This is a genomic window from Ferrigenium straubiae (assembly GCF_051257895.1).
Lineage (GTDB): Bacteria > Pseudomonadota > Gammaproteobacteria > Burkholderiales > Gallionellaceae > Gallionella > Gallionella straubiae.
In genome coordinates this window covers 277800-301734 of the sequence record NZ_CP194331.1, presented here as the reverse complement: position 1 = coordinate 301734, position 23935 = coordinate 277800, and the positions used below count along the sequence as shown (strand labels likewise).

Annotated in this window: 17 protein-coding genes; 2 read left to right on the top strand and 15 right to left on the bottom strand. The window is 61.0% G+C overall.

The window, feature by feature from the left end; translation table 11 throughout:
* Positions 1–5: 5 nt before the first annotated feature.
* The 15 genes from ACRRNM_RS01460 to ACRRNM_RS01390 all read right to left on the bottom strand — a co-directional run bounded on the left by ACRRNM_RS01460 (position 6) and on the right by ACRRNM_RS01390 (position 19132).
* Positions 6–3323, bottom strand: coding sequence for an SNF2-related protein (locus tag ACRRNM_RS01460; RefSeq protein WP_435626476.1), 3318 nt, complete (start codon positions 3321–3323; stop codon positions 6–8).
* Between the two features lie 22 nt (positions 3324–3345).
* Complete coding sequence (der, locus tag ACRRNM_RS01455; protein WP_435626475.1) at positions 3346–4746, bottom strand: ribosome biogenesis GTPase Der; 1401 nt, start codon at positions 4744–4746, stop codon at positions 3346–3348.
* 164 nt (positions 4747–4910) lie between these two features.
* Positions 4911–6074 (bottom strand): outer membrane protein assembly factor BamB, encoded by a 1164-nt coding sequence (gene bamB, locus ACRRNM_RS01450; protein WP_435626474.1) that lies wholly within the window; start codon positions 6072–6074, stop codon positions 4911–4913.
* On the bottom strand, positions 6071–6709 hold the full coding sequence (locus ACRRNM_RS01445) for a tetratricopeptide repeat protein (protein WP_435626473.1): 639 nt from the start codon (positions 6707–6709) through the stop codon (positions 6071–6073). Before ACRRNM_RS01445 ends, bamB begins: the two co-directional genes overlap by 4 nt.
* 9 nt (positions 6710–6718) lie before the next feature.
* Entirely contained in the window at positions 6719–7987 is a 1269-nt protein-coding gene (hisS, locus tag ACRRNM_RS01440) for a histidine--tRNA ligase (RefSeq protein WP_435626472.1), read from the bottom strand.
* Positions 7988–8080: 93 nt separating this feature from the next.
* On the bottom strand, positions 8081–9313 hold the full coding sequence (gene ispG / locus ACRRNM_RS01435) for a flavodoxin-dependent (E)-4-hydroxy-3-methylbut-2-enyl-diphosphate synthase (protein ID WP_435626471.1): 1233 nt from the start codon (positions 9311–9313) through the stop codon (positions 8081–8083).
* A gap of 2 nt (positions 9314–9315) precedes the next feature.
* Entirely contained in the window at positions 9316–10221 is a 906-nt protein-coding gene (locus ACRRNM_RS01430; RefSeq protein WP_435626470.1) for a helix-turn-helix domain-containing protein, read from the bottom strand.
* Positions 10218–10985 carry a type IV pilus biogenesis/stability protein PilW gene (gene pilW / locus ACRRNM_RS01425; protein ID WP_435626469.1) on the bottom strand — a complete coding sequence of 256 codons (768 nt, stop codon included), beginning with the start codon at positions 10983–10985 and terminating at the stop codon, positions 10218–10220. Before pilW ends, ACRRNM_RS01430 begins: the two co-directional genes overlap by 4 nt.
* 18 nt (positions 10986–11003) lie before the next feature.
* Complete coding sequence (gene rlmN, locus ACRRNM_RS01420; protein ID WP_435626468.1) at positions 11004–12089, bottom strand: 23S rRNA (adenine(2503)-C(2))-methyltransferase RlmN; 1086 nt, start codon at positions 12087–12089, stop codon at positions 11004–11006.
* 12 nt (positions 12090–12101) lie between these two features.
* Entirely contained in the window at positions 12102–12527 is a 426-nt protein-coding gene (gene ndk / locus ACRRNM_RS01415; RefSeq protein WP_435626467.1) for a nucleoside-diphosphate kinase, read from the bottom strand.
* Positions 12528–13250: 723 nt separating this feature from the next.
* On the bottom strand, positions 13251–13796 hold the full coding sequence (locus ACRRNM_RS01410; protein ID WP_435626466.1) for a hypothetical protein: 546 nt from the start codon (positions 13794–13796) through the stop codon (positions 13251–13253).
* A 264-nt stretch (positions 13797–14060) separates the two neighbouring features.
* The gene (gene tilS / locus ACRRNM_RS01405) at positions 14061–15455 is read right to left on the bottom strand and encodes a tRNA lysidine(34) synthetase TilS (protein ID WP_435626465.1); all 1395 of its coding nucleotides are present in this window, start codon (positions 15453–15455) and stop codon (positions 14061–14063) included.
* A 50-nt stretch (positions 15456–15505) separates the two neighbouring features.
* Entirely contained in the window at positions 15506–16474 is a 969-nt protein-coding gene (locus tag ACRRNM_RS01400) for an acetyl-CoA carboxylase carboxyltransferase subunit alpha (RefSeq protein WP_435626464.1), read from the bottom strand.
* Between the two features lie 39 nt (positions 16475–16513).
* A complete protein-coding gene (locus ACRRNM_RS01395; protein WP_435626463.1) occupies positions 16514–18046 on the bottom strand; it encodes a cyclic nucleotide-binding domain-containing protein in 1533 nt (510 codons plus the stop codon).
* Between the two features lie 30 nt (positions 18047–18076).
* Positions 18077–19132, bottom strand: a complete 1056-nt coding sequence (locus ACRRNM_RS01390) for a hypothetical protein (RefSeq protein WP_435626462.1) — start codon at positions 19130–19132, stop codon at positions 18077–18079.
* A 564-nt stretch (positions 19133–19696) separates the two neighbouring features.
* Between ACRRNM_RS01390 and cas9 the strand changes: the two genes are divergently transcribed.
* Together cas9 and cas1 are read left to right on the top strand one after the other, a co-directional pair.
* Positions 19697–23029, top strand: coding sequence for a type II CRISPR RNA-guided endonuclease Cas9 (gene cas9 / locus ACRRNM_RS01385; protein ID WP_435626461.1), 3333 nt, complete (start codon positions 19697–19699; stop codon positions 23027–23029).
* Positions 23016–23921: a type II CRISPR-associated endonuclease Cas1 gene (cas1, locus tag ACRRNM_RS01380; RefSeq protein ID WP_435626460.1), complete on the top strand. Its 906-nt coding sequence runs from the start codon at positions 23016–23018 to the stop codon at positions 23919–23921. Before cas9 ends, cas1 begins: the two co-directional genes overlap by 14 nt.
* Positions 23922–23935: the final 14 nt, after the last annotated feature.

Sequence of the window (23935 nt, the reverse complement as noted above, 5' to 3'; positions counted from 1 at the left end):
GCATTTTATTGAGCCAGATCTTTTGCAGTCTCCTCGTCTTCCGGCAGCGGCGCGAGCAATGCGGCAATGTCGGCCTCGCCAAATTTGGCCAAGCTGTTGACATCTTCCGACAGGATGCCGGCGGCGAGTTCGGCTTTCTTCTCCTGCAGCGCCAGGATTTTCTCCTCGATGCTGCCCGCCACGACCAGCTTGTAGACGAACACGTTTTTCGTCTGGCCGAGGCGGTGCGCGCGATCGGTGGCCTGGTTTTCCACCGCAGGATTCCACCACGGATCGTAGTGGATCACCGTGTCGGCGGCGGTCAGGTTCAGCCCTACTCCGCCCGCCTTGAGGCTGATGAGAAAAACCGGCACCTCCTCATCCTGGAAACGGCGCACCACCTCTTCGCGGTTCTGCGTGTCGCCGGTGAGCTTCACGTAGTCGAGCTTTTCGCGCGTCAGTTCCGCCTCGATCAGCTCGAGCATGGAGGTGAATTGCGAGAACACCAGGATGCGCCGCCCTTCGCTGACCAACTCCGGCAGCATTTCCATCAGCAGGTCGAGCTTGGCGCGCTCCTTCACTTTCTTGGCGCTGGCCAACTTCAGCAGGCGCGGGTCGCAGCATACTTGGCGCAGCTTGAGCAGCGCGTCGAGGATGACGATGTGGCTGCGCGAGAGTCCCTTGGCGGCGATTTCCTCGCGCACGCGCTGATCCATCGCGATGCGCACCGCCTCGTAGAGATCGCGCTGCGCGCCTTCCAGTTCGACGCTGCGCACAATCAGGGTCTTGGCAGGCAGCTCCTGCGCGACATCCTCCTTGCGCCGGCGCAGGATGAAGGGCCGGACGCGCCGCGCCAGCAGGTCGCGGCGCTGGGTATTGCCCTGCTTCTCGATCGGGTTGCGCCAAATCCTGGTGAACTCTTTCGACGTGCCGAGCAGGCCTGGCAGCAGGAAATCGAACTGCGCCCACAGCTCGCCCAGATGGTTTTCCAGCGGCGTGCCGGTGAGGCACAGGCGGTGCCGCGCGTTCAGCTTGCGCACCACCTGCGCCGCCTGGCTGGAGACGTTTTTCACCGTCTGCGCCTCGTCCAGGATCAGCAGGTGGTAGGCATGCTCCGCGAGCGCCTCTTCGTCGCGCCACAGCAGCGGGTAAGTGGTGAGGATCACATCGTGCTCGGGAATCGCGGGGAAATGCTCTGCGCGTTCCTTGCCGTGCAGGGACAGCAGTTTGAGTTGTGGCGCAAAGCGCTCCGCCTCGCGCTTCCAGTTGAAAATCAGCGAGGTGGGCAGCACCACCAGCGAGGGCTTGTCCATGCGCCCGCTCTGTTTTTCGAGCAGCAGGTGCGCCAAGGCCTGCGCGGTCTTGCCCAGCCCCATGTCGTCGGCCAGGATGCCGGCCAGCTCCTGCTCGCGCAGGTACTGCAGCCAGGACAGGCCTTCGAGTTGGTAGGGGCGCAGTTGCAGCGCGAAGCCTTGCGGCGCAGCGACCGGCTTGATGCCGGCCGCGTTCCTGAGCTTGTCGGCAAGACCCGTCACGGCGGCCGCGCCCTTGAACTGCCAGCGCTCCATCCCGGTAAGGTCGCCGATGCGCGCCACGTCGTAGCGCGACAGGCGGATTTCATCGCCACTCCTGCCGCCCTCGAACAACTCGATCAACGTGCGCGCCAGCGGTTTGATGCGCCCGGCGGGAGCCAGCACCTTGCCGCCCTCTTCGAGCAGCAGTTCGATGGGTTCGTCATCGTCCATTCTTTCGAGCCGGATGGCGTCCAGCCAGCGCGGGTCGACCCTGAACAGCTCATGCAGCAGCGGCGCCAGCGGCAGGCGCCGGCCATTCACCACGATGCCCATGTTCAGGCTGAACCAGCCGTCTTCCCGCTCGCCGAACTCCGCTTCCCATGCCTCCACTTCGAGCACATGGTGACGGAAGCCCTGCGGGATGATGACTTCCCAGCCCGCCTTGTGCAGCCGCGGAATCATCTCCTGCATGAAGGATGGCCAAGCCTTCTCGTTTTCCAGCACGAAGACCGGCCGCTCGCCGATGTTGCCGGACAGGCCGAAGCCCGGCATTTCCTCCAGCCCGTATGCGCCGAGCGTGTTGAGGAAACGTTTCTCCGCCTTCGAGTCGCGCATCACCCGCACCGTCTCTCCGTTCTGCAGCGTGGCAAATTCGCCCGGATGCCCCAGCGGCAGGATGGCCTCGCCGTAACGGAAGCGGACGCGCGCGAAATCCAGTTCGCGCGTGCCGTAGCGATAGCCGCGGAAGCTGCCCATCCATAAGGGTTCGGAAGTATCCAGCAGCAGCATCGGCGTGAGCGGGCTCTTGAGCGTGCGCAGCCGCCCCGCACTGGGCGGCGGCAGGTCGGGCACCAGCTCGCGCAACACCTCGGATACCACCGGGACATCGATCTCGGCGAGTGGCGGCATCTCGAGCAACTGCGCGACCTGGGCGGGCGTCTGGACGGTCTGCAACTGCCCGGCTTCGCCGCTGGCGACATCGACATACCAGGTCGCCTCGCTGAACGGGAACACCTCCAGCGCCGCGCCGCTGACTATCCTGGGCGCCATCCGCCCGGCATCGTCGACGCCCCATTCCAGTTGCGCCTTGCGCACCCTGCCCTGCCTGAGGTGCACCGGCTCCGACTTCAGGTAGCGGTTGCCCGCTACCTGCCCGATGAAAAACAGCCGCCCGCTCGCCAGCAGAGATGCCATGATCTCGTTGCCGCGCACGCCCTTGACCGGAAAATAGCCGTACCTGTCGCGTTGCTGCCACAACAGGCGCAGGATGGGCAGGTCTTCTTCGGTAACGAACTGCGGCGGCTTGAGCAGGGCGCGCTCGACGTTGCTCCATTCCTCGAGCCGGCCCGCCAGCCGCCCCTCGGCATCCAGCTTGCCCTTGTAAGTGCCGAAAATATAGTCGCCCGTGTAGGTGGAGCGGGTAAGCGCATAGCACAGCTTCTCGGGTCGCGGCGCAGACTTCGCGGTTTTCTTCGGCTGTGCCCTCGCCGTGCGCCGGAAGGATTCGATCCACTCCAGCACGGCATGGTTGACGGCGGGCGGGCGCGGCAGGGCCAGCGCCGACAGCAGCACCGCCGCGCTGTGTTTGCATTTCCACCTCACCGGGCAGTTGCACGTCGGCTCGATATGCAACTCGCCTACCTTGCCGACACTGAAGGATATCTCCACCTGGTAGGGATGCGCCGCAGTTCCCTTCACCTCGGCGACGATCTTGTCGGGGCGGACTTCGAGGTGGCCGATCGAATTCAGGTAAGCCTTGGCCTTCTGGATTTCGCCCGGCTCATACCAGCGGATGACATCCTTGATGGTGTAAGACTGCGAAAGTGACATGGTTTAACCTGCGTGAGCCAGGCTATCCATACAGCTTGCGCCCACGGATGCGCGCGCGGTGCGCCCGGCGCTGCTCGGCCTCGGTGAGCGGCCTGGGCTTCTTGCCCTCGAACGGATTTTTGCTGGAGTTGTATTGAATCCTGAGCGGCGTGCCCTGCAGCTTGAAGGCATCGCAGAAGGTACGCTCCAAGTAGCGCGTGTAGCTCGCCGGCACATCGTCCAGCCCGCTGCCGTGGATCACGATCAGCGGCGGGTTGCTGCCGCCCTGGTGGGCATAGCGCATCTTGGGGCGGAAGCGCGAGCCTTTCGGCGGCTGCTGCTTCTCGAGTGCGGCGATCAGGACGCGCGTGAGCTTGGGCGTCGGCAGTTTCGCCATCGCCGCCGCGTAGGCCTCGTCCACCGACTTCAGCACCTTGTCCACGCCGCTACCGTTCAGCGCCGAAATGTAGTGCAGCTTGGCGAAGCTCAGGAAATGCAGCTTGCGCTCGATGTCGTTCTTGACCTGCCCGCGCTGGTGCTCGTCCAGCCCGTCCCATTTGTTGACTGCCAGCACCAGTGCGCGCCCGGCCTGGAGCACGAAGTCGGCGACATGCGCGTCCTGTTCGGTGATCTGATCCTGCGCGTCCACTACCAGCACCACCACGTTGGCGTCTTCAACGGCCTGCATGGTTTTGATCACGGAGAACTTCTCCACCGCCTCGTCGACCTTGCCGCGCCTGCGCACCCCGGCGGTGTCGATGATGGTGTATTGCTTGCCGTCGCGCTCGAAGTCGATGTAGATGGAGTCGCGCGTGGTGCCCGGCTGGTCGAACGCGATCACGCGCTGCTCGCCGAGGATGGCGTTCACCAGCGTAGACTTGCCGACATTCGGCCGTCCGACAATGGCAAGCTTCGGAGGCTTTTCTTCAGTGGATTCTTCCTCGGCTGCCTCAGGAAAATTCTCCAGCGCAAGCTCGACCACCTCCTCCACGTTGTCGCCATGCGCCGAGGAGATCGGCAAGGGTTCGCCCAGGCCAAGCTCGAAGAAATCGGCGGCGACCCTGGTGCGCTGCATGCCCTCCGCCTTGTTGACCAGCAACAGGATCGGCTTGCCGGTCTTGCGCAACTGCCCGGCGATGATCGTATCCTGCGGCGTGCAGCCCGCGCGGCCATCGACCAGGAACAGCACCACGTCGGCCTCGTCCACCGCCTGACGGCTCTGCTTGGCCATCTCGTACAGGATGCCTTCCTTGGCGACCGGCTCCAGCCCGCCGGTATCCACCACCAGGTAAGGGCGGTCGCCCACCCGGCCGCGCCCGTAATGGCGGTCGCGGGTCAGGCCGGGCAGATCGGCGACCAGCGCATCGCGGCTGCGCGTGAGGCGGTTGAACAGGGTGGACTTACCCACGTTCGGACGGCCGACTAATACGAGTGTAGGTAGCATGTCGAAAGAATCAATTAGGAAAAAAACATTTCACCACGAAGCACACGAAGGGCACGAAGGTTTCTCATGGCGCTTGAGTAACACAGGCCAGATTGCCGAAAAGCAATCCAGCCCTGAAATCGACTTGCCCTTCTTCGTGTCCTTCGTGTGCTTCGTGGTGAAGATTAATGAATGGACAGCGAATACAGGCCGCCGTCGCGCGTCTGCACCAGCAGTCCGTTGTCGAGTTCGATCGGCGCGACCTGGATCGCGCTGCCATCCAGCTTGATGCGCGCGGCGAAGCTGCCGTCCTCGCGGTTCAGGCCGTGCAGGTAGCCCTCGAAATCACCCGCCACGACGAAATTACCCAGGGCATACGGTGTGGCGGTATCGCGCAAAGACAGCTTGTCGTTCTTCCATATCGTGCTGCCGCTGGTCTTGTCCAGAGCAATCACCGCGCCCTTCGCGTCGCTGAGATAGAGGTACTTGCGCAGCAGCATCATGCCCTTGTCGCTTCCGATGTCCCGGTTCCACAGCGGGCTGCCCTGCGCAGTATCGAAGCACGCCACGCGCCCCTGAAAGGCGATGGCGCAAACCTGTTCGTCGTCCGCCACCGGATTGCTGGTGATGTCGCTGATGCGCTCCAGCTCGGTCGCACCGCGCGGCTGCGACACCGATACTTCCCACATTCCCGAGCCATCCTTGATTTTCATGGCAACCAGCTTGCCGCCGGCGAATCCGGCGAAAGCCGCATCGCGCTGCAGCGTCACCCCGCTGTGGCTGCGCACCACCAAGGCCGGCGTGCTGCGCTCATACAGCCACTCGCGCTTGCCATTCGCCGCATTCAGGCCGGCAACACGCCCATCGCCGCTGCGCACGATCACCACGCCTTCCGCCGCCTGTGGCGCGCTCAGCACCTCGCTGGAAACCTTGCTCTTCCAGCGCAGCTTGCCGTCTTCGCCGTAAGCCAGTACCTCGCCCTTGTCGCTGCCGACGAGCACCAGCCCCTCGCCGGCGCCCACACCGCCGCTGATGGTAATGCCGGTGTCAACACGCCACACTTGGGCACCGGTGGCGCGATTCAGCCGCGTCAGCGCCCCTTTGCCGGATGCGCCATAGATGGCGTCCCGGGTCAGCGCAGGCTGCAGCAGGCTTGCACCGGAATCGCCGAGATCGGCATGCCAGCGCACCTCGAACCTGGCGGTCTCGGCGAATTCCGCCAGTTTGGCCGGATGCGTCGCGTCATCCTTGTTGCCGAACCAGTCGTTCATGGTCGACTTCACGGACGAGCAGCCGCCCAGCGCAAGCAGGGCGAACAGCAACGATAGATGCGGCAGCTTCAGTCTCATTTCGCTTCCCCGAGTGCGTCCAGTTTCATCTCGATCAGGTTGCGGTACATGCTCTTGGCATCGGTTTTTTCGTAGGCCAGCTTGTAGGCGGAACGGGCCTCGTCTTTCTTGCCCTGCGCGCTCAAAATATCACCCCGCAGGTCGGCATACATGCCATCGAACGAGGCCGGATGCTTGTCCCCCAGCAGCCTCAGCGCATCGTCGTATTTTTTCTCGTCCAGCAGCACCGCGGCCAGGCGCAGGCGCGCCACGTCTTTCAGGCCATCCTCCCCGGAGTGGTCGATGACCCATTGCAGCTGCGTCCTGGCGCGTGCCGTATCCTTACCCTGTTCGTTCACCTGCGCCGCCCACAATGCGGCGCGCGGGGCATATCCGCTGGTGGCATATTTTTCCATCACCATGGTCGCGGCATCGTTGACGCGCTTGGCATCATTACTTCCCAGCTGCTTGACGAACTCGGCGAACAGGGTCGCTGCTTCGCTGGCCTGCCTGTGCTGGTAGTACTGCCAGCCGCGCCAGACGCCCATTGCGACAACCAGGGCGAGCAGCACCCCCAGCAGCTTGTTGCCGTTTTCCTTCCACCACGCCTTGAGCGCATCGAGTTGTTCCTGTTCCTGCAAGTCCAGTGCCGCCATGATCCACTCCTACTTGATAATCCCGTTAACCGTTGCGATGAGGCTCTGCACGCCCACCCGCACCTGTTCGCCGCCCCGCATCGGCTTGACGCTGACCTCGTCGGCCTGCGCCTCGTCGTCCCCGATCACCACCGCGACGCGCGCGCCGCTGGCATCAGCCTTCTTCATCTGCGACTTGAAACTGCCGCCGCCACAGTGCAGCAGCACGCGCAGTTTATCGTCGCGCAACAGCTCCGCCACGCGGCTGGCGAGTTGGCTAGCCAGCTCGCCCTGATGCACCACATACACATCAACTTCCGCCTTGGGCAGCGCCATGCCGTCTTCCTGCAACAGCGCCAGCAGGCGCTCCACGCCCATCGCAAAACCCATCGCCGGGGCCGGTTTTCCGCCGATCTGTTCGACCAGCCCGTCGTAGCGCCCGCCCGCGCAGACCGTGCCCTGCGCGCCGAGGCGCGTGGTCACCCATTCAAACACGGTGCGGTTGTAGTAGTCCAGCCCGCGCACCAGATTCGGGTTGATCTCGAACGCCACGCCGTGGCGGCGCAAAATCGCCTGCACTTCGTCGAAATGCCTCAGCGCGTCCTCATCCAACTCGTCCGCCAGCCCCGGCGCGCCCGCAACCAGTTCCTGCATCGCCGGGTTCTTGCTGTCCAGGATGCGCAGCGGGTTGGTGTACAGGCGGCGCGTGGCATCCGCATCCAGCACCTCCCGGTGCTGCTCGAAATAACTGATCAGCTTCACGCGATGGCGATGCCGCGAGGCCGCATCGCCCAGCGTGTTCAACTGCAGCGCGACATCGCGCAGGCCGAGCCTGCGCCACAGCCGCGCGCACATCAGGATCTGCTCGGCGTCGATGTCCGGCCCGGCGAAGCCCAGCGCCTCCACGCCGACCTGGTGAAACTGCCGGTAGCGCCCCTTCTGCGGCCGCTCGTGGCGGAACATCGGCCCGCTGTAATACAGACGCTGCGGCGCGTTGTACAGCAGGTTGTGCTGCAGCACGGCGCGCACGCAGGAGGCCGTGCCCTCCGGGCGCAGCGTCAGGTGGTCGCCATTCAGCGCATCCTCGAAGCTGTACATCTCCTTCTCGACGATGTCGGTGACCTCGCCGATCGCGCGCTTGAACAGCGCGGTCGGTTCGACCAGCGGCATGCGGATGTTGCGGTAGCCGTAGCCGTGCAGCCAGTCGCGCACCTCCGCCTCGAACCAGAGCCAAAGCTCGGCCTCATCCGGGAGGATGTCGTTCATGCCTTTTACGGCTTGCAGTGTTTCGTTGCTCATAAATTTAGAATCTGTGAAAGGTGAAACGTGAAAGGTGATGCCCACCCGGCGCCATCGCGCCCCCTCCCTGCCGGGAGGGTTACGTTTCACATTTCACTTTTCACGTTTCCCATAGTTTTTAGCCACATACTCGTCCACGATGCGCGTGAACTCCGCCGCGATATTGTCGCCGCGCAGGGTCATCGCCTTCTCGCCGTCGATGTACACCGGCGCGGACGGGCTCTCGCCGGTGCCCGGCAGGCTGATGCCGATGTTCGCCATCTTGCTCTCGCCGGGGCCGTTGACGATACAGCCCATTACCGCGACGATCATGTTCTCCACGCCCGTATACTGCGTACGCCAGACCGGCATCTGTTCGCGCAGGTGCGCCTGGATACCCTGCGCCAATTCCTGGAACACGGTGCTGGTAGTGCGTCCGCAGCCGGGACAGGCGGTGACCATCGGCGCGAATGCGCGCAGCCCCATGGTCTGCAAAATCTCCTGCGCCACCACCACTTCCTGGGTGCGCGAACCGCCCGGTTCCGGCGTCAGCGACACGCGTATCGTGTCGCCGATGCCTTCCTGCAGCAGCACCGCGAGCGCCGCCGTCGAGGCGACGATGCCCTTGGAACCCATGCCCGCCTCGGTCAGGCCGAGGTGCAGCGCGTAGTCGCATTGCTGCGTCAGCGCGCGGTACACCGCGATCAGATCCTGCACCTCGCTGACCTTACAGGACAGTACGATGCGGTCATGCGCCAAGCCAAGTTCCTCGGCGCGCTGCGCGCTCTGCAGCGCGGAGGCGATCAGCGCGGCGCGCGTCACTTCGCGCACATCCTTGGGCTCGGCGAGGCGCGAATTCTCGTCCATCATGCGCACCACAAGCCCCTGGTCGAGGCTGCCCCAGTTCACGCCGATGCGCACCGGCTTCCCGTTGCGCACGGCAGCAGCAATCATGATCGCGAACGGGTCCTCATCGCTGCGGCTGCGCCCGACGTTGCCGGGATTGATGCGGTATTTCGCCAGCACCTGCGCGCATTCCGGAAACCCGGTGAGCAGGCGATGCCCGTTGTAATGGAAGTCGCCGATCAGCGGCACATCGCAACCCATGGCGTCGAGCTGCCTGCGGATGGCAGGCACCGCGGCGGCGGCCTCCGGCGTATTCACCGTGACGCGCACCAGCTCCGAACCGGCCTGCGCGAGGTCGTAAACCTGCCGCACCGTTGCCTCGATATTCGCCGTATCGGTATTGGTCATGGACTGCACCACGACCGGCGCGCCGCCGCCCAGCATCACCCTGCCGACCGACACCCGTTGCGACGGGCGGCGCCTGATTACGGTTTCGCCCATGCCTATTCCAGCGTCAGCCGCGCCACTTCGTTCGAAGAACTGATAAAAGGCGTCAGGTCGATCTGCTTGCCGCGATAATAAAGCCGTGCCGATGCGGCATGACCGATCACCAGCGAGAACGGCCCCTGCCCCTTCAGGCGCAATTCACTGCCGGGGAGATTGACCTGCGACGACAGTATCTTGTCATCCTTACCCCTGATTTCCGTCCAGGATTCTTCGCCGAACGTCAGGCGCAGCGTGGCAGACTGCAGCGGTATGTCGGGCTGCGCCGCCGGTTTTTCCGCCTGGGCTTGTTGCACAGCCGGAGGCGTTGCAGCCTTTGCTGCCGGAGCCTGCGCTTCCGTCGAAGATCGTGCCGTCATTGCCGCAGGCGGCACGGCCGCCTCGGCAACCGGCGATGCCGGAATAACCTCCACCCTCTCGGGCAGGGCAACCGGTGTTTCAACCTGCGCCGCTTCGGGTTTCGCGGGCGGTGTCGTGAAATTCCATACCGAAAACGCGACCACCACCACCGACAGCAGCAGGGCCGCACCCAGCCAGATCAGGTTTTGCCGCTGCGGAGAAGACGCAACGGGGAATGGCGCTTCGACGGAATTCGGCACCAGCGACTTCTGGGATGCATTTTCCTGTGGCACGGACGCCAGCAGCGGCTGCGCATCCAGTTGCAATATCTTGGCGTAGCTGCGCACAAAGCCGCGCACGAACGGCATCTCGGGCAAACTCCGGAAATCCTCGGCTTCCAGCGCCTCGATCTGGCGCGGCGCGAGCTTGGTCTGCCCGGATACATCCGCGACGCTCAGGCCGAGACGCTCGCGCGCCTCGCGCAGCGTCTTCCCCAATGGAAGCGCCGCTGCGGGTGCAGGGCTCTCGCCTTGGCCGGCGCTGTTTTCTGGAATCTGTTCCATCATTCTCCGCGCATGAGTAATTGGGTTTCGCGCGCGTCGGGGTAACGCTTGCGCAACTGCGCGCCATAGCTGGCCTCGGCATTGCGGTCGCCGACCTTGCGCTCGATGCGCACCGCAAGCCAGAGCTGTTCCGCCGTCAGACTGTCGGATTTCTCCGAAAATTTCACAAGGTATTGCTTGGCGGCGGTGTAATCGCCGCTGCCGAAACTCAGCTCCGCCATCGCCAGCAATGCCTGCGGCAAGTCTGGCTGCACCTGCAGCGCGCGTTTCAGGAACTCCTCGGCATCCTTGCGCTCGCCCGCTTTCTTGTAGCACAGCCCGGCGTTCAGGTAGGCGCGCTCCGGCGTCCCGTACAAGGGGTTTTTCAACGCCGACATGAAATGCGGGATCGATTCTTTTTCCCTGCCCTGCTCGCACAAAAACCAGCCATAGTTGTTGTGCGTTTCGGAATCGTTTTTGTCGAGGCGCAGGCTCTGCTGGAAATCCTCCTCGGCTTCCTTGTACTCGCGCAGGGCCATATGGATCAGGCCGCGCACGTTATAGGCCGGCGCGTAGTTCTGGTCAGCCTGCAAGGCCACATCTATTTCGCCCAGCGCAACGCCCATCTGCGCGCGCTCGTAATACATGCCCGCCAGCTGGGTATGCACCTTTGCGCTGGCGCTGGCGCGCACCTTGAGCTGATCGGGGGCCGACTGCCCTCCGCCGGAGGGCGTGCCGCAACCCGCCAGCACGGTCAACGAAAACAGAAGGGCAATCAGTTTTTTCATCGGCTTACCTCGGCTCATTTATCTGTGCAATGCCACCGGACGCTGCACGGTTCTTCTGGTTTTATCCTGCACCACCCCGGCCAGTTGTCCGCATGCCGCGGCAATATCGTCGCCGCGCGTCTTGCGCGTGGTGGCCACGATGTCCGCCTCCATCAGCACGTCGCGGAAGCGGCGGATCGCCTCCGGCTTCGAGCGCCGGTAAAGCGTTTCCGGGAACGGGTTGAACGGGATCAGGTTGAACTTGCACGGCACGTCGCGCACCAGCCGCACCAGCTCGCGCGCCTGCTGCTCGCTGTCGTTCACGCCGTCCAGCAGCACATACTCGAAGGTGATGAAATCGCGCGGCGCTTTTTCCAGGTAGCGCCGGCAGGCCGCCAGCAGTTCCTTGAGCGGATACTTCTGGTTGATCGGCACCAGCACGTCGCGCAGCTTGTCGTTCGGGGCGTGCAGCGACACCGCCAGCGCGACCGGGCATTCGTCGCGCAGCCGGTCCATCGCCGGCACGATGCCGGAAGTGGACACCGTCACGCGGCGGCGCGACAGCCCGTAGGCGTGGTCGTCCAGCATCAGGCGCAGCGCGCTCACGGTGTGGTCGAAATTCAGCAGCGGCTCGCCCATGCCCATCAGCACAACGTTACTGATCTTCCAATTATTATCAACGTCCTTGCCAAGCTCACGGTTCGCCCACCAGAGCTGGCCGATGATCTCGGCCGTCGAAAGGTTGCGACTGAAGCCCTGCTTGCCGGTCGAACAGAACGCGCAGTCCAGCGAGCAGCCCGCCTGCGTCGAGACGCACAGCGTGCCCCTGCTCTCCTCGGGAATGAACACGGTCTCGACCGCGTTGCCGGTGCCCATGTCCAGCAGCCACTTGCGCGTGCCGTCGTCCGACAGCTCCTCGCGCATCACCCTGGGCGCCTCGACGCAGGCGATCTCTTTGAGTTTTTCGCGCAGCGACTTCGCAAGGTCGCTCATCGCATCGAAATCGGACTCCCCGGACTGGTAGATCCAGCGCAGCACCTGCCGGGCGCGGAACGGCTTTTCGCCGTGTTCCGCGAACCAGGCAGTCAGTGCTGCGGGATCGAAGTCGAGGAGGTTCTGCTTCATCGTGCCAGAGGCTTAGCGGGAATGGATGTTCTTCGTCGCAAAGAAATAGGCGATCTCGGTCTTCGCGTTCTCGGCGGAATCCGAACCATGCACCGCGTTCGCGTCGATGCTGTCGGCGAAATCGGCGCGGATCGTGCCCTTGTCGGCCTTCTTCGGATCGGTCGCGCCCATAAGGTCACGGTGCTTCAGCACGGCGTTCTCGCCTTCCAGCACCTGGATCATCACCGGGCCGGAGATCATGAAACTCACCAGGTCCTTGAAGAATGGGCGCTCGCGGTGCACCGCGTAAAAGCCTTCTGCCTCGGTGCGGGTCAGGTGGCGCATCTGCGCGGCAACGATCTTCAGCCCGGCATTCTCGAAGCGGGTGTAAATCTGGCCGATGACATTCTTGGCCACGGCATCGGGTTTGATAATCGACAGGGTACGTTCAACAGCCATGCTATTTCTCCAAACGGTTAAAGTTAATCAGGAATTTCCAACCCGCGATTCTATCAGGCTTTGCCTGCCGTGTCGCAGGTGGCAAGCCTTATGACCGGAGCGTTTCGCGGAGACTCAGGAGGCCAAAATAGGCCGTTGGGCATATTGACTGGCTAGCGGGATGCTGGAACACTGTGCCAGACTTAAAGATGAGGGAAAGATGCAAAAACATAATGTGAAGCTAACCCTTTAATGGCCGTGGTGCGCATCGTCAAAAACTTCTATTTCCATTGCCCGCCAAAAGGGCGCAATGATTCATGCTTCCGCGCGCGCTGCGCGGCCACTCTCGACGAAATGTTTGAACTGCCGGTGACTACCGTATGTTGCGGGAAATATAACGCCATGGAATATGGAGAACCTATATGCAGAACGCACGGCGCAACTCGTCCCTTGAACAGCCCTCGGGAAGGCTGTTGAGTATGGAAATGATCACATTCATACCCATAGCCCAAGTTGTAGCGTCGTTCTGCTTAAAACAGCCGTGCATCTTTTGAATAGTGTCCCAAAGCTCACAATACTCATACGGTGCTGTGAAAATCTGCTGAAAACGTTCCCGAGCCAGAATCCAGCCCATCCCAGCAACATCTCCCTCTACTCGCCCAAAATCTGCTGGTACCACTTGCGGAATCAACTTTTTTGTCACGGCCTGACTTTATGATCGTCCAAGACAAAGAAAGGCCGATCTCACCGCAAAACTTTGGCAAGTTCGGATTGCTGCGGGACACCAGTGAAGATACGGACATCGTCACCAGCATCTTTGATGTAAATAAACTTCGGTACGCCCCTCGGCGCATATTTTGCGATTTCATCAAGAAAGTCAGCACTGTCGCTCACCTGACTGAATTCGCGCGGTGATGGAGATACATCTGGGGATTTTCCACGCATTACCAAATCAAGGCCCTTAGCTCCGCCCTTGAGGACGGCCGCCGCCTTCTGTCGGCTACTCTCGGTTACTCTGGGCAGCACACCCACCGGTATCCATCGAATCTGCACCGTCACCGGATTCAATAACTGCTGTGCCTTAGCGTACAGGTCACGCGAATATGGGCAATTCGGATCGACATAGGCATAAACGATCCGCGCTCCATCGCCTTGGGCGATCCATGACGTTCGAGAGAGCCCATCCCATATCCGGGCATCGGCGCCAGTCAGTGCAGACCCATCCGCCGCCGCAGACGAGGCAAAAGCAGCCATGAGTAGAACCGCAACATTAGCAGCAAGCATCTTCATGCTCGACATCTTGAATATATAACTGAAAATTCGCATTTCTTTACTCCTCCAAAATTATGGCGCACAGTGTTTCAGCATTCCCGGCATAAATCAATATGCCGGATTGCATATATATTTCGATCTATGCTTATTTTGTTAAACCACGAGTTAATGGGGCAGGCTCAAATCATCTTGAAATTGCATGTGGGCGGAATGCCTTTCTCTGCAAGCTAAAGGGGTCAGACTCGAATTATTTTGAGATTGCAGGAAGACGAAAAGCCTTGTTCAATCCCGCAACGTCACCGTAACACCCGCCTCGCCTTTTGCGGCCTGATACTCCGCCGCAATCGCCACGCCCGGCACGCAAACCAGCTCGTCGCCACAATACAGCAGCGGCAGGCGTTCGCGCCGCCAGGGCGGGACATGGTGTTCCTGCAGGAGGTTCTTCAGGGTGCGCGTCGCGGCGTTCGGGTGCGGGCGCAGGGTCTCGCCGCCGCCGCGCAGGCGGAGGGTGACCGGTGCGCCTTGCAGCTTCGCGATGCTGATGCCCGCCCCTTCCGTCCGCTCAAAGCGCAGGCGGGCATGCAAGGCGGTCCAAGTCAGCTCGGCCTCGCCCTGCCACGGCAACACCAAGTTCGGGTCGAACTCGCCGAGGGTGCGTAGCGCATAGACCCTGCCTTGGTAGCGATGTGCTTCCCAATCACCAAAAGCGACACACACCGCCGCATCCTGCCGCGCTTCGCATAGCTGGTGCAGCATGTCGTCGAGCTGCACGGTCTGCGGCATCGGCGCGCCGCACTGATGCAGGAAATAGCGCAGCAGATTTTTGGCGCGGGGGCGGGAGAGGGATTGGAGGTGCGTGATTTCGAGAGCACCCTCTCCCCTACCCCCTCCCCCGCCTGCGGGGGAGGGGAATGAATCTGGTGCGTCGAGCCGCGCGAGGTCGTCGAGCAGCTCGCTCGCCTCGGCGAAGTGTTGCGCGCTGCGCGCGAGGGTGTCGCGGCAGGCGGGGAATCTTTCTTCCAGGAGCGGCAGCGCGCGGTGGCGCAGGAAGTTGCGCGGGTAGCTGTCGTCGGCGTTGCTCTCGTCCTCGATCCAGCGCAGGCCTTGCGCCGCGGCGTAATCGAGGATTTCCCGGCGCGAGCAGTGCAACAAAGGGCGGAGCAGAGTGGGAGATTGAGTTTTATCACCCTCTCCCCCGCCCTCTCCCATCGAGGGAGAGGGAGTGCGCATCGCAGGCATCGCGGCCGCGCCCTTGACCCCCGCGCCGCGCAGCAGTTGCAGCAGCAGGGTCTCGGCCTGGTCGTCGGCGTGGTGCGCGAGCGCGACGAAGTCTGCTGGCTGCTTCGCGAACGCCGCATGGCGCAGTTTGCGCGCGGCCGCCTCGATGCCGTGTTCGCGCAGCGGGGCGATGTCCACATGCTCGACCCGCAGCGGGATGGCATAGCTCGCGCAGACCTCGGTGCAGAACGCCGCCCAGCTATCGGCGTTGGGGCTGATGCCGTGGTGGACATGCAGGGCGGAGAGTTGCCAGGAGAAGCGCGGCGCGAGTTGGTGCAGGAGATGCAGCAGTACGACTGAATCGACCCCGCCGCTCAGGCCGACCAGGATGGAACTGCGCGCGGGAAGGAGCTGCGCAAGCTGTGCCGCGAGGCGTTCGACGAGGTGATTATGTGACACAGGCAGACATCCTGCGCAACGCCGCTATCGGGTCGCGCAGCAGGTTTCCTTTAGTGAAGCGTGACTTCCTTGAACTTGCCATAGCTCATCAGGCGGTTGAAGCGGTCCTGCAGCAGGTTGGTGAGCGGCTTGTTTTGCGCCGTTTTCAGCGCATCCTGCAACGCCTTCTTCACGTTCTGCATGGTCATGGCGTAATCGCGGTGCGCGCCGCCCAGCGGCTCGTTGATGATCTTGTCCACCAGACCCAGCGTCTTGAGGCGCGTCGCGGTGATGCCCAGCGTCTCGGCGGCATCCGGCGCCTTTTCCGCGCTCTTCCACAGGATCGAGGCGCAGCCTTCCGGCGAGATCACCGAGTAGGTGCTGTATTGCAGCATCAGCAGCGCGTCGCCCACCGCGATCGCCAGCGCGCCGCCCGAGCCGCCCTCGCCGATCACTGTGCAGATGATCGGCACGCGCAGTTCGGTCATTTCGTAGAGGTTGCGCCCGATCGCCTCGGACTGGCCGCGTTCTTCCGCGCCCACGCCGGGATAGGCGCCTGGCGTGTCGATGAAGGTCATGATGGGGATGCCGAATTTCTCCGCCAGCTTCATGAGGCGCAGCGCCTTGCGGTAGCCCTCGGGGCGCGGCATGCCGAAGTTGCGCGCGATCTTCTCCTTGGTGTCGCGCCCCTTCTGGTGGCCGATCACCATCACGCTCTGGCCGTTGAAGCGCGCCAGCCCGCCGACGATGGCCTTGTCGTCGGCATACGCGCGGTCGCCGTGCAGTTCCTCGAAATCGGTGAATAGGTGCTCGACGTAATCCAGCGTGTAGGGGCGCTGCGGATGACGCGACACCTGCGAAATCTGCCAAGGCGTGAGCTTGGCGTAGATGTCCTTGGTCAGCGCCTCGCTCTTCTTCGATAGACGCCCGATTTCGTCGGCGATGTCGAGCGCCGAGTCGTCCTGCACATAGCGCAGTTGCTCGATCTTGTCTTCCAGTTCGGCGATGGGGCTTTCGAAATCCAGAAACGATACTTTCATGTTTGGTCCCGTGTTGCTCTTTTATGCGGCGCGATGATACTACAAACCGAAGAACCGCTTGACGGTTGCGAGCACTTCGCCATGCTGGTGGTGGATTACCTTGTGCTTGGATTCCTCGTCCAGGTTCTGCATCGCGCTGTCCAGTTGCAGGCGGCGCGCCACCAATATGTGCGATATCTCTTCAGCGATGCTGGGGCGCGCCAGCAGAATTTCCTCGAAGGCCTCCTTGTCGAGGCGGTAGCATTCCACATCGGTCCTCGCGATGACCGTCGCCACGCGCGGCGAACCTGTCATCAGGCTCATCTCGCCGAAGAAGGCGCCGTTGGAGAGCACGTTCAGGCTGCGTTTCTCGCCGCCCGCTCCTTCCAGGTACACCTCCGCCTCACCGCTGATGATGATGAACAGCCAGTGCTGCGCGGGCGTGCCCTGCCTCGCGATGACGTTGCCCTTGGCGAACGGGGCGTATTTCAGGCGCTCCGCCAGCTTGCGCAGCTCGTCGTCCGTCATCTGCGCGAACAGCTCGACGCGCTTGAGCGTCTTGATGCGGCGCAGCAGTTCGCGCTGGCGCATCGCCTCCTCGTATTTTTCGCTTTCCTTGATGTAATGGACGTTCTGCTCTTCCACAGCAAGCTTGATGCCGGCGCGCTCCAGCGCAGTGTAGACATGCCAGCGCACCGACGCATCGGTGGAATCGTCCGCCGCGAGGTCGGTCAGCCAGTAGCGCAGTGCGTAGCGGGCACAGCCCTTGTCCATCTCCATGAGCACGCAGTTCGGCTGGGGAGCCTTGGACACGTTGTCGATCTCCGCCTGCAGGATGGCGCTCTCCACCGCGTTGACCACGCGGGTCGGCGTCACGCCGAGGTGGACGTTGAACCACACCCAGCGCCGCCATTGCACCGGCTGGTCGGTGCGCCGTCCGAGTACCAGGAACTTGTTCTTCATCAGCTGGCTGTTGGGGAACACCACGGTTTCCCAGTTGCGCGTCTCGACCAGCGTGGAGCGCCAGCGGATATCTACCACGCGGCCGGAGATGTCGTCCACCTTGATCCAGTCGCCGATCTGGATGGAGTTGTCGAGCTGCAGCGCGAGGCCGCCGAGGATGTTGCCCAGCGTATCCTGCATCGCGAACGCCACGACGGCGGTGATCATCGCCGAGGTCGCGACGATGCTGCCCAGGTCCAGCCCGGCGTAGCGCAGCCGCACCAGCCCCCAGGCGATGTAGCCGATGATGACGAAGATGTCCTCGGCGATGCGCGGCGGCATGATGCGCATCAGCGGCAACGCGATGCGGAACACCACCAGCCCCCATAGGCGGATCACCGCGATACCCGCGCAGATCAGCCCCGCCTCGTGGAGCACGGCGGCGGCGGCGGCAAATTGCAGCGCGTGAATCAGGCCGCTGGTAAATTGCAGCGCCAGGCTGGCGAAGAAGAAGGCCAGCGTGTTCAGGACGCTCTTGCGCTCTTCCTTCAGGAAATGAAACAGCAGGAAGGCCAGCGCCAGCGTCATCGCCAACACCGGCAGCGACTCTTCGCGCCAGAAAAACTGCATCGCGGTATTCAAGAAAGGCATGCTTGTTCCTTGTGCTCGGATGGCGGCATTTTACATCATCGAATATCGGGCGAGCGGCTTGGCGCGCCGCCAAAATGCCCAAGTGCAGACCTGAGTCAACGACAAGCGACGGACATGGTCGCCGCCGAGGACATCCACCTGCAACTGCGCGATCTTCCCGGCGCGCAGCGCATGCCATAGCGGCTGCGCATAAGCCGTCTCGAATTCCTGCAACGCGGTGCGCCAAGCAGCCAGGTCGCCGCCCCGCAAAGCCGAACGCAGGCCCGTCCAGACCAGCAGTTGCCTGTCGCCATTTCCCTCGCCGCGCCATTGCGCCGGCCACCCCGCAAAGGAAGCCCCTGCAGCCGCAGCGAACATCTCGGCCAGCGGTTCGTCCGAACTCACGCTGTCATAATTTTTCTGCAATGGCTCAGCGAAACTACAGCCGCCGCCCCACAGCCACAGACTGTTGAGCGGCAATGCACCCCGCGCCTCGCGGTCCTCGTTCGCGGGATGGGAGTGCAGCAGCATCTGGATTTCGTTGAACATCCGATGCCAGTGCGCGGCCTCCTTGCCGCTCGGCAGCAGGCTGCGCACGTTGCGCCCGGCCGCCTGCGACAGCGGCACGGTCTCGATATCCGGCAAGCGGTCGAGCCGCAGATACCAGCGCTGCGGATGCGGCGCGAAAAACTCCATGCCCTGCCCGGCGAAATGCTCGTTCAGCGCGGCACACAGTTGCGCGGCCTCGCCCACGCTGACCTCCACCTCCGGCAGCAGGACCAGTTGGTCGCGCTGCAAACGCAGATACACCGGATCGGCGCGCAGCCAGCAGCCCTCGTCAAGCCCATCGAACGCGGCGGAAATCGGCGCAACCGGCGCATCCGCCCCGCAAGGCACGCCAAACAACTCGTACAGATAATTTTCCAGGGAAGCCCGTTCCTCCGCTCGCCCTGAGCCTCCTGAGCTTGCCGAAGCAGCAGCAGACCCTGTCAAAACTCCGCGCGCCAGCATCTTTTCCAATGCCGGCAGGCGCAAATCCGCACAAACCTCGGCGGCAAAATCCGCCGGCAAAAACAAATCGCAAACCATCAGATGAATTTTTTTCATGGCAGCAAGTTTATCATTTGCCCGAAAAACCATTTCCGGCAAGGCAGACTTGAAGGAGACACTAGCGAAATCCGTTCACCCTGAGCTTGTCGAAGGGCTCACCACTAACGGAAGACTTTCAGCGCGCCCTGAAAAATATCAAGCCAGGTTGACAGCAATACCGCCACCTCCTAAAGTTCACCGGCTTGCGCAACCGCCGCAGCCTATCGCCCCGCAAAGTACGGCGCGAAGACGGCGGGAAATCAGCACAGGAGGCTGGCGCAACTCCCTCATTAGCCTCCCCCTTGCAGGGGAGGATAGGGTGAGGGTAGAACCGTTCCGCTCACGCGGATTTATCGTTATTCAGGTGATAACAATTGCTGGCCTCCATCCACCTCAATCGTGATGCACGGACAATGGCCCATGCTCATGCACGTGCGATGCTTAGCCTCGAATCTAAATCCTGAAAAGTAAAGCCCGGCAGGTTTCCCCGCCGGGCTTGGATACAGAATCTTTCGATTCTTTATTGTAGCAACGGCTCTCACCCCGGATAAGCTACGGTGCGAATCATAAGGGAGAAAACGAATGGCAAGCAAGAAGAAAAATCTCGGCCCGCTGACTTTCGGTTTGGACATCGGTATTGCTTCGGTCGGATGGGCGGTGCTGGGCGAAAACCGCATCATTGATCTCGGGGTGCGGTGCTTCGATGCGGCGGAGGATCCTAAAACAGGCGACTCCCTGAATGAACATCGCCGCCTAATGAAAACACAGCGTAACCGCTTACATAGGCGTGTACTCCGCCTCAAGAAATTACGCCGCCTGCTTCGTGACATAGGCGCTGTCCCTAATGCGAACATAGAAAACTTCACTACCACCTCAAGCAAAAAAGGCAACCCTGCAAGATCAGAGCCTTGGGAACTGCGCGCCAAGGGACTGGATGAAAAACTTGATGGGGCTGACTGGGCGCGGGTGCTTTATCACATCATCAAGCATCGTGGTTTTTATGCCGCAAGAAAATCCGAGACCGTGGACGACAACAAGGAGGGTGGCAAACTTACCAAGGGAGTAAAGCGCACTGCCGCCCTTATGCAGGGCAAATGGCGCACTCTGGGAGAAATGGCCGCAAAAGATGAGGCCTTTTTGCAGACCAAGCGCAACAAGGCTGGCAGCTACCTCAACAGCTTCTCCCGCAGTTTATTGGATGAAGAACTCCGCAAGCTCTTTGAGTCCCAGCACAACTCAGGCAACCCATATGCTTCCGCAGAGCTGGAGCAAGCCGTTCTCGAATTGCTCTGGTATCAGAAACCCTCCATAACCGGCAAGGCTATGTTGGAAATGATTGGTCGCTGCACCTTCGAAAAAGACGAATACCGTGCCCCCAAGAGAAGTTTCAGCGCAGAAAGATTCGTCTGGCTATCGTCGAAGTTAAACAACATCAAGATTATTCAAGCTGGCGAAAGAAGATCACTGACCCCCGGCGAACTACAAGTTGCGAAGGATTTGCCTTACAGGCTTGCAAAAGTCACCTACAAGCAATTACGCCGAGCCATTGGACTCAGCGATTCGCCAAATGCCGGATTTGCGGGGCTTCCCTACAGCATAAAGAGAAACAAGAAAGGCGAACTGGTTGACCCCGAGGAAGCCACGCTGATCGAATTGAAAGGCTGGCATGATCTCAAGAAGGAATTGGATAACGAAGCGACCAGACACGCATGGGAACGGCTAAGTGGCAATGCCCTGGCAGGCAACCCAATTGAAATGGATGCCATTGCGCTTGCTCTTTCTATTTACAAGAGCGACGAAGAACTCAAGCTGGAACTGGCCAAACTTAATCTTGATGCAGTAACTATCGAAGCAATTCTGAGAGTGGATTATTCAAACTTCATCCAACTTTCCAACAAGGCGATTACCAAGTTGATGCCACACCTTGAAGCGGGGCTTCGCTACGACGAGGCATGCTCGCAGGCAGGTTACAACCACGCCAAACCCAACGAAGAAACCTCATGCAGCAAATACCTGCCAGCCTTCAATTTAAAGGAAATCCGCAACCCTGTGGTATTCCGCGCACTGAATCAAACACGCAAAGTGCTGAATGCTCTGATTGCAGACTACAGGTGTTCGCCTGTGGCTATCCATGTCGAACTGGCACGCGACCTTTCAAAGACGTGGGAGGAGCGCAAAGAAATCGAAGCCGGTCAAAAGGAATTCCAGGTAGAGAAACAGGCCACCGTAGATTACTTCATCGAGCAGGTTGGGCGTTCGCCAAAAGGCGATGAATTGCTGAAAATGCGGCTCTATCGAGAGCAGGATGGGCAGTGCGCCTATTCCTTGCATCCATTGGCGCTGGATGGAGACATTCGCCGCATCTTCGAAGACAACACCACCCAGATTGATCACATCCTGCCCTACTCTCGCTCTTTTGACGACAGCCAGAACAACAAGGTGTTGGTTCTCACCAAACAAAACCAGAACAAGGGAAACCAGACTCCTTTCGAGTTTATGGATGGCGTAAATCAAAGCTCGCAATGGCGGAATTTCGAAGCATGGGTACGGGGCCACAAAAATATCCGCAAGGCCAAGCGGGATCGCCTGCTGCGTAAGAGTTTCACTACAGAAGAAGCCGAAGGGTTTAAATCGCGCAACCTCAACGATACCCGCTATATCACCAGATACTTTGCGGATTATGTTCGACAGCGCCTCCAGTTCGCACCGGATGCAAGCGGCCAAATAAAACCGCGCGAAAGCCGCGTGCTCTGTCCGGCTGGTGGCTACACCAACTTTCTGCGCGCCCGCTGGGGATTAACAAAGAACCGCGCGGCCAGCGACCTGCACCACGCATTGGATGCCTGCGTAATTGCGGCAGCCACACGGTCACTGCAAAAGCGCGTGAGCAATTTTTCCCGCAAGGGTGAACTGGTCCAACTCCCGGACGGAACATTCGCCGACAAGGAAACCGGAGAAATTCTTAACGCAGAAACTGCAACAGCACTCGGCGAGCGCTTCCCGCAACCGTGGCCGCATTTCCGGGAAGAAGTTCAGGCACGGCTCTCCGCAAACCCGAGTGAAATCATCCGCGAGTATTTCTCAACCTACGACGAATCAGTGCTGGCAGGCCTCAAGCCCGTGCTAATTTCACGAGCCATCAAGCACCGTGCTGGAGGCCCGGTGCATCAGGACACGGTACGCTCAAAAAAATCGCATCTCGGCAAAGATACCAGCAGTAAACGCGTGCGACTGGAAGGCCTAAAAATAGCTGATCTGGACAATATCGTGGGTGCTCACGATGGGCGCAATGAAGCCCTAATTGATATTTTGCGTAATAGGCTGGAAGCCCATAAAGGTGACGGAAAGAAAGCTTTCGGCCCCAACATGCCGCCAGTCCACAAGCCGCGGCGGGATGGCACACCCGGCCCGCTGATTCGGGCAATCAAAATTAAGGATGTCCAGAAAGGTGGGGTTCCAGTTCGAGGAGGTATCGCCGACCAAGCCAGCATCTGGCGTGTGGATGTATTCCACAAAACAGGCAAGTTTTATCTCATACCGATCTATCAATCGGACCGCAGAAAAAATGGTGTGTTGCCAAGCCGTGCCGCAACAGCCAATACGCCACGTGATGAGTGGACAATGATTGATGAAAGTTTTGATTTCAAATTTTCACTGTTCCCAAATGATCTAGTTAAACTCAAAAATCGGAACACCACATTTTTCGGATATTTTGTCGGGCTGGGTGTTGCAACGGCAAGTATTTCGATCAGATCACATGACAACAATGAGTCCATAGCCACTGGAAAAGCCTGGCAAGGTGTATGGGTAAATCTCGGCGTAAAAATCGGCATCCGGTCCTTTGAAAAATTTCATGTAGATGTGCTGGGAAACTTCTACCCCGCCCCGCCGGAGAAACGCCGTGACTTGGCGTAGCGTCGTCATCTCCCGCCCCGCCAAGCTCAAGCGGGATCATTACTCGCTCGCCATCGAGCAGGAGCAGACCGCCTGCGTGCCGTTCGAAGACATTGCGGTGATCGTACTCAACCACCGCGAGATCACGCTAACCCACCCAGTGCTGTCAGCCTGCGGCGAGTATGGCATCAGCCTGTTCGCCACGGGCGATACGCACCATCCCAGCGGCGTGTTCCTGCCCTTCCTGCCGCATTCGCGCGCCACGCGCTGGCTGCGCCTACAACTCGACCTGCCGCGTCCCATCGCCAAGCAGACATGGGCAGCCATTGTGCGCAAGAAGATCGCTAACCAGGCCACCGTGCTGCGCATGGCCGGACGCGACAGCGCAGACAGGCTGGATTCCTATGCTCGGCGGGTGCGCTCGGGCGATGCAGACAACCTCGAAGGACAGGCCGCCTTCTTCTACTTCACACAACTGTTCGGCAAGGACTTCCGCCGTGACCAAGCGCGCTTCGCCAATGCCGCGCTGGACTATGGCTATGCCGTGCTGCGCGGCACAATTGCGCGCGGTCTGGTGGCGCATGGACTGATGCCTTCCATTGGACTGTTCCATGCCAGTGAGCAGAATGCCTTCAACCTCGCAGACGACGTGATCGAACCTTTCCGCCCGCTGGTGGATCTGTTCGTGCACAGGATGATTCCGCAGCCCGACGACGAACTGCATCCCGAAGACAAGGTTGCCTTGGTGAGCCTGCTCAACGTGGATGTGGGCATGCCGCGCGGCAAGATGTCCGCGCTCTCTGCCATCGAGCATATGATCGAAAGCCTCGCCCGCATCTATGACGGCGGCAGTGAATCGCTGTTGGAAGCGCCCGGCATCATTGGACTGGAGCAGCACCGGCTGGAGTGTTGAGCCGTGAGTACGGA